9 protein-coding genes are annotated in these 12,487 nt (G+C 58.3%); 3 read left to right on the top strand and 6 right to left on the bottom strand.

The window, feature by feature from the left end; all coding sequences use genetic code 11:
- Nucleotides 1-7: 7 nt before the first annotated feature.
- The 3 genes from PSJ8397_RS01520 to PSJ8397_RS01510 all read right to left on the bottom strand — a co-directional run bounded on the left by PSJ8397_RS01520 (nucleotide 8) and on the right by PSJ8397_RS01510 (nucleotide 3,746).
- The gene (locus PSJ8397_RS01520) at nucleotides 8-1,162 is read right to left on the bottom strand and encodes a carbohydrate ABC transporter permease (protein WP_143515349.1); all 1,155 of its coding nucleotides are present in this window, start codon (nucleotides 1,160-1,162) and stop codon (nucleotides 8-10) included.
- Complete coding sequence (locus tag PSJ8397_RS01515) at nucleotides 1,159-2,166, bottom strand: carbohydrate ABC transporter permease (RefSeq protein WP_085862791.1); 1,008 nt, start codon at nucleotides 2,164-2,166, stop codon at nucleotides 1,159-1,161. The genes PSJ8397_RS01520 and PSJ8397_RS01515 overlap by 4 nt, the downstream gene beginning before the upstream one ends.
- Before the next feature lie 221 nt (nucleotides 2,167-2,387).
- Complete coding sequence (locus PSJ8397_RS01510) at nucleotides 2,388-3,746, bottom strand: ABC transporter substrate-binding protein (RefSeq protein ID WP_085862790.1); 1,359 nt, start codon at nucleotides 3,744-3,746, stop codon at nucleotides 2,388-2,390.
- Nucleotides 3,747-3,985: 239 nt separating this feature from the next.
- Between PSJ8397_RS01510 and PSJ8397_RS01505 the strand changes: the two genes are divergently transcribed.
- The 3 genes from PSJ8397_RS01505 to PSJ8397_RS01495 are packed head-to-tail and all read left to right on the top strand — an operon-like array spanning nucleotide 3,986 to nucleotide 7,360.
- Entirely contained in the window at nucleotides 3,986-5,026 is a 1,041-nt protein-coding gene (locus tag PSJ8397_RS01505; RefSeq protein WP_085863445.1) for a LacI family DNA-binding transcriptional regulator, read from the top strand.
- A gap of 14 nt (nucleotides 5,027-5,040) precedes the next feature.
- A complete protein-coding gene (locus PSJ8397_RS01500; RefSeq protein WP_085862789.1) occupies nucleotides 5,041-6,360 on the top strand; it encodes a GH1 family beta-glucosidase in 1,320 nt (439 codons plus the stop codon).
- Nucleotides 6,361-6,373: 13 nt separating this feature from the next.
- On the top strand, nucleotides 6,374-7,360 hold the full coding sequence (locus PSJ8397_RS01495; protein WP_085862788.1) for a glucokinase: 987 nt from the start codon (nucleotides 6,374-6,376) through the stop codon (nucleotides 7,358-7,360).
- On the opposite strand, the gene PSJ8397_RS01490 is transcribed toward PSJ8397_RS01495, so the two are convergent.
- The 3 genes from PSJ8397_RS01490 to guaB form a co-directional block, all read right to left on the bottom strand.
- Complete coding sequence (locus PSJ8397_RS01490) at nucleotides 7,357-9,588, bottom strand: ATP-binding protein (RefSeq protein ID WP_235000578.1); 2,232 nt, start codon at nucleotides 9,586-9,588, stop codon at nucleotides 7,357-7,359. The two genes, PSJ8397_RS01495 and PSJ8397_RS01490, sit on opposite strands and share 4 nt — an antisense overlap.
- A gap of 216 nt (nucleotides 9,589-9,804) precedes the next feature.
- Nucleotides 9,805-10,965, bottom strand: coding sequence for an RsmB/NOP family class I SAM-dependent RNA methyltransferase (locus tag PSJ8397_RS01485; protein ID WP_085862786.1), 1,161 nt, complete (start codon nucleotides 10,963-10,965; stop codon nucleotides 9,805-9,807).
- On the bottom strand, nucleotides 10,965-12,413 hold the full coding sequence (gene guaB / locus PSJ8397_RS01480) for an IMP dehydrogenase (protein WP_085862785.1): 1,449 nt from the start codon (nucleotides 12,411-12,413) through the stop codon (nucleotides 10,965-10,967). Before guaB ends, PSJ8397_RS01485 begins: the two co-directional genes overlap by 1 nt.
- Nucleotides 12,414-12,487: the final 74 nt, after the last annotated feature.

The raw sequence follows: 12,487 nt of genomic DNA, 5'->3' as shown, positions 1-12,487 counted from the left end.
CTTTCTTTTACTTGACGGAGCCAGCCAAAAGGCCGCGCACCAGATATCGTTGCATCATGAAGAAGACAGCCAGCGGCACCGCGATCGACACGAAAGCCGAGGTCGCAAGGATCTCCCAATCGCCGCCGCGTGTGCCCAGCAGCTCAACAATCTGCTTGGTCATCACGGTCGTCTGACCGGAGCTGTCAATGAGGAACACCAGGGCCACCAGCAGGTCATTCCACGTCCACAAGAACTGGAAAATCGCGAATGAGGCCAAGGCAGGAAACGACAGCGGCAGAATGATCTTGGTGAAGATCTGGAACTCTGTCGCTCCGTCCACACGGGCGTTTTCAATAATGTCCCGCGGCAGGCCGACCATATAGTTGCGCAACAGATATATCGCCAAGGGCAGGCCAAATCCCGTATGGGCGAGCCAGACACCCAAATACCCCTTACCGATGCCAATGGCATTGTGCAGCGACAACAGCGGGATCAGCGCCAGCTGCAACGGTACAACCAACAGGCCCACCACGGCGGCAATCAACAACGCGCGCCCCGGAAAATCCATCCACGCCAAGGCATAGGCCGCAAAGGCCGCGATCAGGATGGGGATAATCGTGGCGGGGATCACAACGGTCAACGTGTTGAAGAACGCCTTCGCCATCCCTTCGGAATTGCCCTCATCAAACAAGACAAAGCCGTAGTTATTGGTCGTGAATTCCGGCGGCACGGTCGCATCGACGAAAATACGTTGCCCACGGCCCGACAACTGGTCCTCATCGCCCTGCCAGACGTAGGATCCGTCGGCCTCAAGCGTCAGGGTCTCCCCATCGCCCAAATCCGCTGTCTCACCAGCTGCAAACGCGCCCAAATCGCGCGACGATGTGGCCCAGGCGTCAATCGTCAGCGTATCGCCGCCTTCAAAGATATTGCCTTCCACAATGAACACACCGGCGGAGGTTTCGATGCGGTTGTCATCAGGATCGGCCGCGCGCAACTGCACGGTTTGTTCGGCGGGGAACATGGACGACCACCAGCCCGACGCAGTGATCTGTTCACCGGTGCGGAACGACGAGACAAACAGCCCCAAAGTTGGGAAAATCCACAACAGCACCAACACGACGACAGAAATGTTGAGTGCCCATACAACGAGTGGCTTTTGACCTGCGGTTTCCATCAGCGCATCTCCTTGCGGGCGTTGTACACGTTCCAAACGAGGATCGGCGTCACCAGCAACATGATGATCATCGCAGCAGCCGACCCCATACCCCAATCGTTGGCGCGGAACAGCTTATCGTACATGTAATTGGCCAAAACCTGCGTTTCCCACTGCCCGTTTGTCATCGCGAACACGATGTCAAAGACCTTGAGCGTGGCGATTGTGATTGTCGTCCAGACCACCACGATCGTGCCCATGATCTGTGGAATTTTGATCCGGAAAAAGATCTGGAACGGGTTGGCCCCATCGACCACGGCTGCTTCAACCGTTTCTTCAGGAATGCCCCGCAGCGCGGCCGACAGGATCACCATGGCAAAACCGGTCTGGATCCAGATCAGCACGATCATCAGGAAAAAGTTGTTCCAGAACGGAATGGTCAGCCACTGTTGCGGGGAGTCACCGCCAAACAGCAAGTACAGATGGTTCAACACACCGATCTGCGCCACGTCCTCAGGGCGGGCCTCATAGACCAACTTGAAGATCACCGCTGCACCAACGAACGAAATCGCCATGGGCATGAAGATGATCGATTTGGCGATGCTGCCCCATTTCAACCGATCCGTCAGCTGCGCCACCAAAAGGCCCAAGGCGGTCGACGCCGCAGGCACCACCAACAACCACAAGACGTTGTTTTTCATGGCTTCTACGAACTTCGGCTCAGCGAACATCTTGGTGTAGTTCTCAAAGCCCACGAATGCGTATTCATTGCCCGGCAGCCTCTCAAGAAAGGACAGGCGCAGTGTCGCAAACACGGGATAGGCCAGATACAGACCAAGCGCGAACAGAGCGGGAAACAGGAAAATCCAAGGGCGGATGATATTGGCGCGGTTGATGTTGCGCCCTGCGTTTGGCCCTTTTGCCGGAAACAGAACCTTGTCCAAAAACAGGTTCGCCCCGTAAAAATAGCCGACGCATCCGCCGACCCCGACGATGATGGTCATTAGTCCGAGCAATGCTGGATGCATTGGTCCCCTCCCCCAAATGATCGCCGAACACCTGGCCTGATCGATGGCCCAAATTCGGTCCCTGTTTCGATGCCGGCCTCCTCAGGTCGGCATCTGGCTTGCGCGTGTAATGACGTGCGTTTGGTTTTATCAGAAATCTGACTAAAAGTCGCCGGTTGTCCCTATACCGGAACGTCAGGCGGCGCGGTGGTGTTCCGCGCCGCCCGTTTGGGTCTCAAGTCTTACTTGATTGCGTCCCAGCTGTCCTGGATCGCGTTGGCTGTGTCTTCTGCGGATGCACCACCCACATAATCCACCATGCCTGTCCAGAATGTGCCTGCACCGATCGCGCCTGGCATCAGGTCAGATGCGTCAAAGCGGAAGGTGGTGGCGTTCTGCAGGATTTCGCCCTGACCGCGCAAAGAAGCGGAAGCATAGGCGTCCAGGTTCACACCGGTGTGGGGTGTCAGGAAGCCTGTCTGGGCCATCATCGCTTCGTGGGCGAAGGGCTGCTGCAGGAATTCCATGAAGGCGAAGGTCGCATCGGACGGATCAGTGACCGCCATCAACGTACCGCCACCCAGAACCGGGTTGCCGAGGTCTTTTTCAGCAAAGGATGGGAAGTAGAAGAAGTCTGCGTCTTCACCCACTTCTGTGCCTTCTGGGAAGAACGCGGGTGCAAAGGACGCCTGACGGTGCATGTAGCACTGCGCAGGAGACGAGAAGAGACCCGCAGGGCTGTCGCGGAAGTCTGTGGTGCCCACGGCGCCAGCGCCGCCTGCAACCATGTCATCATTCTTGGCGAACATCCCGAAGGTTTCGATGGCTTCGATCACTTTAGGATCGTTGAAGGGCAGTTCGTTGGACACCCATGCGTCATAGTCCGCAGGGGACTGTGTGCGCAGCATGATGTCTTCAACCCAGTCCGTCGCGGGCCAACCTGTTGCAGGGCCGGATCCCAGACCGATGCACCATGGTGTCTCACCATCGGCGATCATCTGCTCGGACAGAGCGATCAGCTCTTCCATGGTCTCAGGCACTTCGTAGCCAGCATCTTCGAAGTTCTCTGGAACATACCACACCAGCGACTTCACGTTGACGTTGAAGAAGAAGCCGTAGAACTGATCGGCGCCTTCGGCGTCGGCGTAGGTGCCCAGGTCAACCCAGGACGAGCCAGCAGCATAGTTTTCAGCAACCCAAGCACCAGCGTCGTCACCCAATGGTGTCAAAAGGCCCTGTTCAGCCAAGTTTGCGGCCAGACCTGGCTGTGGGAACACTGCAATGTTCGGAGCGGACCCAGCTTGCGCGTCGATCACGATCTGCTGCTCGAACCCGTCGGACCCTGTGTAAACCACATCGGCGCCTGTCGCTTCTTCGAAGTACACGAACATGTTGTCGAGGTACTCGTCCTCTGGGCTCAGCCAGGGGCCAAACACGGTGACAGTCTCACCGGACAGATCAGGCGCACCGGCGGCCCATTCGTTGAAGCTGTCCCAGCTGAACGGGCCTTCGCCGTCCGCAAACAGCTTGTGACCGTCCGCATGGGCCATGCTTGCTGTCAGTGCGACTGCTGCCACACCGGCATACAAAGATTTTTTCATAGTGTTCCTCCCAATGGGGCACGCCCCATCAATCATTGTTTGTCTTACTCCCGCCTCGTCCAAAGCGGTTTGAGTGCCGCAACCTTGATGCATCCCCGCGCGACTGTCAATCAGATCGTCTCAGCGGTGCGAAATGCTGCAGTCGCACAATAAAAACAGCTATATTCTGTTGATTTCTCAATCACGTTTCGACATGAATCAAATCGATTGCATCTCTTCAAAGCGGTTTGAACAACCCCATGAACCTCAAAGAACTCTCCAAAATTCTGGGCTTGTCACAGACCACGGTCAGCCGCGCGCTGAACGGCTATCCTGAGGTGAACGAGGCCACACGCATAAAGGTTCTGGCCGCCGCAAAGGCGCATAACTACAGCCCGAATTTGCGGGCCCAAAGTCTTGCCACAGGCCGTTCAAATGCCATCGGACACGTTATTCCCATGGCCAGCAGCCATGAAATGGTGAACCCGATTTTTGGCGATTTCATCTCCGGTGCGGGTGAAGTCTATGCGGCCAACAATTACGAAATGCTTCTGTCCATCGTCCAGGATGGCGGGGAGGAAAACGTCTACCGCGGGTTCAAGACCCGCAGCACTGTCGATGGGGTGATTCTGCACGGCCCGAAGATGAACGATTCGCGAATCGACTTGCTGACAGAAATCGGCTTGCCTTTTGTGGTGCATGGCCGTGCCTCGGGCATCTCGACCCCTTACAGCTGGCTCGATGTGAACAACCGCAGCGCCTTCGCCCGCGCCACCGACTTTCTGCTGGATCTGGGTCACCGTCGCATCGCCCTGTTGAACGGGTTGGAGTTTATGGATTTTGCCCACCGGCGCCGCCTTGGCTACGAAGAGGCCCTGACCGCGCGTCATCTGCCCATTGATGCAAGCCTCATGCGGTCGGAAGAAATGACAGAAACCTTTGGCTACACCGCCACGCGCGACATGCTCACGGTGCCGAACCCGCCAACGGCGTTCCTCGTGTCGTCGATCATCTCTGCCTTGGGCGTGCGCCGCGCGATCGAAGAGGCGGGCCTTGTGATGGGGCGCGATGTGTCCATCATCACCCACGACGACAGCCTGTCATATCTGACCAATGGCGCAGATGTTCCGATTTTCACCGCCACACGGTCATCGGTGCGCGATGCAGGCCGCGCGTTGTCGCAAATGTTGTTGTCGCAAATCCAGAACCCCACATCGAACCCCCAAAGCACATTGCTTGAGGTCGAATTGACCGTGGGGCAGTCCACAGGGCCTGCCCCTGCCGTGAAACAAACGGCTTAACCCTAAGGTATATTATGAATTTCAACCGATCCGACTTTCCCGAAGGCTTTACATTCGGGGCCGCCACATCTGCCTATCAGATCGAAGGCCACGCGACAGGCGGCGCGGGGTCGACCCATTGGGATACCTTTGCGGCCACGCCTGGCAACGTGGTGCGCCAAGAAAACGGTGATCTGGCCTGCGATCACTACAACCGGTTCGAAGAAGATCTCGACCTTATGCGAGCCGCGGGATTTGACGCCTACCGGTTTTCCACCTCATGGGCTCGGGTCATGCCCGATGGTCGAACGCCCAATCCGGAAGGCTTGGACTTCTATGATCGCTTGGTGGATGCGATGCTGGAACGGGGGCTCGATCCATATGTGACGCTCTACCACTGGGAATTGCCGTCGCCTCTGGCCGATATGGGGGGCTGGCGCAGCGCAGACATGCCCCATTGGTTCGGTGATTACACCGCCTGCATCATGGGCCGCATCGGGGACCGTGTCGCCACGGCCGCCCCCATCAATGAACCGTGGTGCGTGGGCTGGCTGTCGCATTTTCTGGGCCACCATGCACCTGGCCTGCGCGACATCCGGGCCACGGCCCGCGCGATGCATCACGTCCTGAAATCCCACGGCACGGCCATTCAGGTCATGCGCGGCCTTGGGGTGAAAAACCTTGGCGGTGTCTTTAATTTCGAATGGGCGCATCCTGTCGATGACAGCGCCGAGGCCCGCAAGGCAGCCGACCTTTACGACGGCTATTACAATCGCTTCTTTCTCGATGGAATTTACAAGGGCCGCTACCCCGACAGTGTCATGGAAGGCTTCGCCCCCCACCTGCCCGACGGCTGGCAGGATGATTTCGACCTTATTGGCCAGCCTCTCGATTGGGTCGGCCTGAACTACTACACCCGCAAAATCGTCAAACCGACGGATGACGCATGGCCAAGCCACGCAGAGGCACCAACCCGCCTGCCCCTCACCCAGATGGGATGGGAAATTTATCCAGACGGCCTTTACAATTTCCTGACCCGCACCGCGCAGGACTACACAGGCGACACGCCCTTGTTCATCACCGAAAACGGGATGGCCAACGCCGATGTCATCAAGGACGGCGTGGTCGATGACCCCGAACGGATCGCCTACGTCAGTGCACATCTTGATGCCGTGAAACGGGCCATTGCCGACGGCGCGCCCGTGTCCGGTTATTTCTTGTGGTCCTTGTTGGACAACTACGAATGGGCCCTTGGCTACGAAAAACGGTTTGGCCTGATCCATATGGATTTTGACACCTTGAAACGCACCCCCAAAGCTTCGTACTACGCCCTCAAAGACGCGCTCGCGCGCTAAAACGGAACCCCATATGTCCCACCCTGCGAACACTCTGTCCCTTGTCGCCGACATCGGCGGCACCAACACCCGGTGCGCTTTGGCGGATGGGCGAACGGTGCTGCCGGACACCGTACGTCGTTACACCAATGCCAATTTTTCGGGGCTTGAGGTCGTCTTGCGGCAATATTTATCCGACGAAGGGGATGTAGATCCCATCGCCGCCTGTGTTGCGGTGGCCGGTCCGGTGCGCGACGGTGCTGCGACCATGACCAATCTGGATTGGCAAATCGACAAAGACACTTTGGCGCGGGCCACCAAGGCCGAGACGGTTGCCATCCTGAATGATCTACAGGCCCAGGGCCATGCGATCGGGGATCTCAAGGATGGATCCATCCGGCCAATCGTATCGGGGCCCGACACACCGCCCAGCCCCAAAGCTGTGCGTCTCGTGGTCGGCGTGGGCACGGGGTTCAATGCAGCCCCTGTTTTTGAAACCGAAGGGGGGCGGTTTGTCCCGCCGTCCGAAAGTGGGCATGCCAACTTGCCGATCCGCAATGATCAAGAATTGCGGTTGTGCCAATATGTCTCCAACGCCCATGGGTTCCCCGCCGTTGAGGACGTTTTGTCGGGACGAGGTTTGGAACGGGTCTACGCCTTCTTGGGTCAGGACGCAGGCGATCCGCGCTCAAAATCGGGCAAAGAGATCATGGCGGCCTGTGCCGAAGGGTCCGACCCGCGCGCCGCAGAGGCCGCAACCCTCTTTGCGCGCATTTTGGGCACGGTCTGCGGCAACCTTTCCTTGATCCAGCTGCCCTTCGGCGGCGTGTATCTGGTGGGCGGTGTCAGTCAGGCCTTTGCGCCCTACCTCGCCCAATTTGGTTTCGCCGAAGCGTTTCGGGACAAGGGACGCTTTGCGGGCTTCATGTCGAATTTCGCAGTGTCGGTGGTCGAAGACGACTACGCTGCATTGATCGGCTCCGCCGCGCATATCCATGCGGTGATGTCGACGCCCGACTAATGCAGCTGGCTGTGCACCGTGGTTGTAAGCTCATTGAGTGAGAACGGCTTGGGCAGGAAAACGGAATTCGGGATCGCCTTTTGCTCTTCTCCGAAGGCCTCTTCAGCATAACCTGACACAAACACGACCTTTGTGTCCGGACGGTTCACCAAAGCTTCCCTGACCCACGTGGGCCCGTCTTTTCCCGGCATGATGACATCGGTCAAAAAGAGATCGACATCCAGATCGGGATCATTGAGCATTTCCAACGCCGCTTCGGCACAATCGGCCTCCAGCACGGTAAACCCTCTGAGCCGAAGCGCGCGAGACGCGAAAGCCCGCACGGGGGCCTCGTCCTCTACCAACAGCACAACACCATCTCCCTTGGTGGGCACAACAGGATCTGCCACAAGCGCCGGCTGTTCAATCTCCAAAGGTGCGTCGTGTACGGGGATCAAAATGGTGAATGTGGTTCCGATGCCAACTGTCGAATCCACAAAGATGTAGCCACCCGTCTGTTTGACGATCCCATAGGCCGTAGACAGACCGAGCCCCGTGCCATCGCCGGTCTTTTTGGTGGTATAGAACGGTTCAAATATCTTGGTCCGTTTGTCTTCAGGGATGCCGCTGCCGGTATCGTGCACACGCAAGGCCACATAGGGCCCTGGCGGCACAGTCACGCGGTCCCGTGACAACCCTTCGTTCAGCGTCAGGTTTTCCGTCTCGATCCGGATGTTGCCGCCCCCTTGCATCGCGTCACGGGCGTTGACAACAAGGTTCATCAGCACCTGTTCAAGCTGACGTTTATCCGCGCGGATCGGGCTGAGGCCGGGATCATGGTCGAGCGTCAGCGAAATGCGTTCGCCGACCAAACGGTTCAACAAATGGGTGCTGTCGGACAGCGTGTTGCGCAGATCAAGGACCTCTGGCTGCAGATTTTGCTTGCGCGAATAGGCTAGCAATTGACCCACAAGGGCGGCCGCACGATTTGCGTTTTGATGGATCTGCACCAGATCGGCGTAATCGCCGTCACCTTGATCATGGCGCAACAACAGCAGATCGCAGTGGCCGGAAATGGCTGTCAGCAGGTTATTGAAATCATGGGCCACGCCGCCCGCCAGCTGCCCGATGGCCTGCATCTTCTGGCTTTGAACAAACTGCAACTGAAGGCTTTTGAATTCAGTAACATCGTTCAGTACCCCAATAATATGGGGTTTGTCGCTGGGGCCTGCAGGATGCAACGACACCTGAACATGGATTTCACGGGTATCATGGACGGCCTCAAGGAATTGGGGCTTTGCCTCGCCCTTGCCCTCAATCGTTTCAGTCAACCAGTCCACCAATGGTCGCCCCAGACCGGTCAACAGATCGGACACACGCGTGCCCAGTTTGATCCGGTTGTCCAGCAAAGCGCGGGCCTCATGATTGGAGGCCAAAATCTCACCCGTAGGGGCGATTTTGATCAACGGCACCGGCAACTCTTCGATGGCATCCCATTCCGGAGCAACAGTGGCCGCGTCTTTCAGGCTTTCGCCTGGCAGAAGGTAAATCTCTCGTCGTCCGCCGTGACTGGGCACCTCAGCAACAAGGCTGTCGATCTTGCCGCTTTCCGTCATCACCTGATGCACTTGCCCTGAAACAATCGGCAATTCTTCAAAGACACCTTCAAGGTTCTTGGCCCGTCCGCCCAAAAGCCTGCGGAACGCTTCGTTCATATACAAAACGGTCCCCGTCGGACCTGCCGTCAACATCGGCAAGGAGAGCGCGTCGACGGCCCGTGCCCCGCCGCCCCGATCAGACAGATCCTCAAGCCGCCACAAAAACGTGCTTTCATCCACGGTGTTGACCGACAACCGAACGTGACCCTTGCGGGTGACAATATCCTCGCGGGCGCTGCCAAGGGCCTGCGATTTACTTTGAAGCCTGTATAAAACCGCACCGGGATTGGCGAACAAATCCGTAAATGCCTGCCCTAGGGTGATCGGCTTTCGATCGCGAAATTTTTCGGTCGCGGCATCATTTGCGAATGTGATCTCACCATCGAAATCAGCCAGAAAACAGGCTGAGGCATCGTTATCAACCAATGAAATCAATGCATTGGTTGCGATTGAACGCCGTCTCAATCGGGTTAAAGATGAAACACCACCAAAGACCGCGAAAAGGACGGCCACGCACCCAAAGCCCAAGAACCCCAAGGACAATTCAGCAGGCGATACAAACATCGACGCGGCCAGAGAGGCCGCCCCCATGACGCCGACGCCCACGAACAAAAAGCCCCGCCGATCCGGCGCACGCAAGCCGCCCAACACATTGGGCTTATCCGTCATATGCGACTGATCTAATTGGTCCGACACGTTATTATCCTCAATGCTCAACGTCGCCAAACAAACCGAAAAAGGTTTATTACCGATTAAGCCTGCTTAAACAGTAGCTGAATTTCAAAATAACTCAACTATAGCGATAGTTTAGTGCCGCTTGAGAACCGCAACAAAGAAGCCGTCGCCGCCGCTGTGTGGCGCGATGTGCTGGTGGCTCACCTTCGTAAACTCCGGCGAGCGGTCAAGAAACGCGGCGACCCGCGCATCATTTTCAATGGTGAACACCGAACACGTCGCATAAATCAGCTGCCCACCGCGCGCCACCAAAGGGGCCGCATTGGTCAACACATCATCCTGCATCTGTGTGAGTGTCATCAAGCGCTCTGGCGTCAAGGCCCACTTCGCCTCAGGCGTGCGCCGCCATGTCCCGCAGCCTGAACAGGGGGCATCGCAGAACACACCGTCAAACGGCGCGTTGCGGGCCAATTCATCGGTCGCCAACGTTGGAATTGTCACGCCTGCCCGTGCTGCACGTGACGGCACATCGACCATCCGGCGGGCATCAATATCGTACGCCACGACAGAGGCCCCCCGCGCCGCCAGCGCCAAGCCCTTCCCCCCGCCTCCCGCGCAATAGTCCAGCCATTTGGATTTGGCGTCGATCGACAGCATATTGATCGCCCGTTGCGACGATGGGTCCTGCACCTCGACCAAGCCAGACACATAGGCAGACGATTGCGCAATCCGGCGTTCGTTTGATGTCACATGAAGCGCCCCGTCGACCTCTGTTACAGGCACCGCCCCAATACCGTCCCCCTGCAGTGACGCAATCACAGCGTCCACATCGGAGGCCAAACGATTGACGCGCAAAAACACCCCGGCGCGGTCCTGCAACGCGGCCATCGCATGATCCGCCCCTTCGTCCAATGCGTCCTCAAAATAGGGAAGCATCCAGTCCGGCATGTCCAAACGCACTGATCGCGGAGCATCGGCCAAATCGCGGCCGATTTCGGACACATCGGGCGGGGGCGGCGCATAGCCCTGCCCCGAAAACCACGCATCAACGTCGCCGGTAAATCGCGCCGCCCCCAGCATAAGCCCGCGCCCCGTGTCGGCCCCGCCCAGCCACGCAAAGGACGCGCGGCGCCGGATGGCCTGAAACACATGATCGCGCACCGCGGCGCGGTCCTTGGATCCGGCATAACGGTTGGACCGTCCCCAGGTCTTGAGGGCCGCTTCGGCGCTCTGCCCCGACAAGACGTCATCCAGGATCTCAATCGCGGCTGCAACCCGCGCCGCAGGGGTCATCACATGATCCGGTAGTTGGGGCTTTCGCGCGTGATCTGAACATCGTGCACATGGCTTTCCTTCAGGCCTGCACCGGTGATCTTCACGAATTTGCAGTTGCGCCGCATCTCATCAATCGTGGCACACCCAGTATAGCCCATGGCCGCGCGCAGACCGCCCACCAATTGGTGCACAACCGCACCAGCGGACCCCTTATACGGCACCTGCCCCTCGATGCCCTCGGGCACCAGCTTGTCACTGGCCGCATCCTTCTGGAAATACCGGTCCGCTGATCCGCGCGCCATCGCGCCAAGGCTGCCCATCCCGCGATAAGACTTGAACGACCGCCCTTGATACAGGATCACTTCGCCTGGGCTTTCATCTGTGCCTGCGATCATGGATCCAACCATCGCACAGGAGGCCCCCGCCGCAATCGCCTTGGCAAAATCGCCCGAGAACTTGATCCCTCCGTCCGCGATGACCGGCACATCCGCGGCCGCCTCGGCGCAGTCGGAAATGGCCGTCAATTGAGGCACCCCAACGCCCGCAACCATCCGTGTGGTACAAATAGACCCGGGCCCGATGCCGACCTTGACCGCATCCGCCCCCGCATCAATCAACGCACGGGTGGCGTCGCCCGTGGCCACGTTGCCCGCGATCACCTGAACCTCATTGGACAGCGTCTTGGCCCGCCGCACGGCCTCCATCACGCCCTCGGAATGGCCATGGGCGGTATCAATCACGACAATATCGACGCCCGCATCGACCAAAGCCTCCGTTCGCTCAAAGCCCGCATCCCCGACAGACGTGGCCGCCGCCACCCGCAAACGGCCCAGATCATCCTTGCAGGCCGTCGGGTTCAACACCGCTTGCTCGGTGTCTTTAAGGGTCAGCAAACCGGTCAGCTTGCCCGCCTCATCGGTCACAAGCAGCTTCTCGATCCGACGCGCCTTCATCAGCGAAATCGCCTCCTGGCGGTCGGCAGGCTCCCGCAGGATGGCCAGATCATCGGATGTCATCAGTGTCGAAATGGGCTGGTCGTCTGCGGTCGCAAACCGCATGTCCCGATTGGTCACAATCCCCATGACACGCCCCGCCGCATCAACCACCGGGAACCCCGTAAAATTGTATCGCTCAATCAAAGCCTTGGCCTCCGCCAAGGTCTGATCTGCCGTCAACGTCACCGGGTTATAAACAATGCCGCTCTCAAAGCGTTTTACGCGGCGCACCTCACGGGCCTGCTCCTCGACACTCAGGTTCTTGTGGATGACCCCCATGCCCCCCGCCTGCGCCATAGCGATAGCCATCCGGCTCTCAGTCACCGTGTCCATCGCCGACGACAACACCGGAATATTCAAATCAATGCTGCGCGTCACCCGTGTCCGCGTGTCAGCCGTACTGGGCAACACGGACGATGCCCCGGGCACCAGCAAAACATCATCAAAAGTGAGGGCCTCACGAATCTCCATTATTCTCTCCTGAGCATGGATGCGTTTGGCATGGTCCTATTGCACGGATGCCGCAGACGCGAAAGGCCCCAATT

This window comes from Pseudooctadecabacter jejudonensis, assembly GCF_900172275.1.
Classification (GTDB): domain Bacteria; phylum Pseudomonadota; class Alphaproteobacteria; order Rhodobacterales; family Rhodobacteraceae; genus Octadecabacter; species Octadecabacter jejudonensis.
The sequence above is the reverse complement of the archived record's forward strand: the minus strand, read 5'-3'. Positions and strand labels throughout refer to the sequence as shown.

Bases quoted from the DNA above. Each gene is read 5' to 3' on its own strand.
- PSJ8397_RS01515 (WP_085862791.1), bottom strand. From the start codon at position 2,166: ATGCATCCAGCATTGCTCGGACTAATGACCATCATCGTCGGGGTCGGC.
- PSJ8397_RS01510 (WP_085862790.1), bottom strand. From the start codon at position 3,746: ATGAAAAAATCTTTGTATGCCGGTGTGGCAGCAGTCGCACTGACAGCA.
- PSJ8397_RS01505 (WP_085863445.1), top strand. From the start codon at position 3,986: ATGAACCTCAAAGAACTCTCCAAAATTCTGGGCTTGTCACAGACCACG.
- PSJ8397_RS01500 (WP_085862789.1), top strand. From the start codon at position 5,041: ATGAATTTCAACCGATCCGACTTTCCCGAAGGCTTTACATTCGGGGCC.
- PSJ8397_RS01495 (WP_085862788.1), top strand. From the start codon at position 6,374: ATGTCCCACCCTGCGAACACTCTGTCCCTTGTCGCCGACATCGGCGGC.
- PSJ8397_RS01490 (WP_235000578.1), bottom strand. From the start codon at position 9,588: ATGGGGGCGGCCTCTCTGGCCGCGTCGATGTTTGTATCGCCTGCTGAA.
- PSJ8397_RS01485 (WP_085862786.1), bottom strand. From the start codon at position 10,965: ATGACCCCTGCGGCGCGGGTTGCAGCCGCGATTGAGATCCTGGATGAC.
- guaB (WP_085862785.1), bottom strand. From the start codon at position 12,413: ATGGAGATTCGTGAGGCCCTCACTTTTGATGATGTTTTGCTGGTGCCC.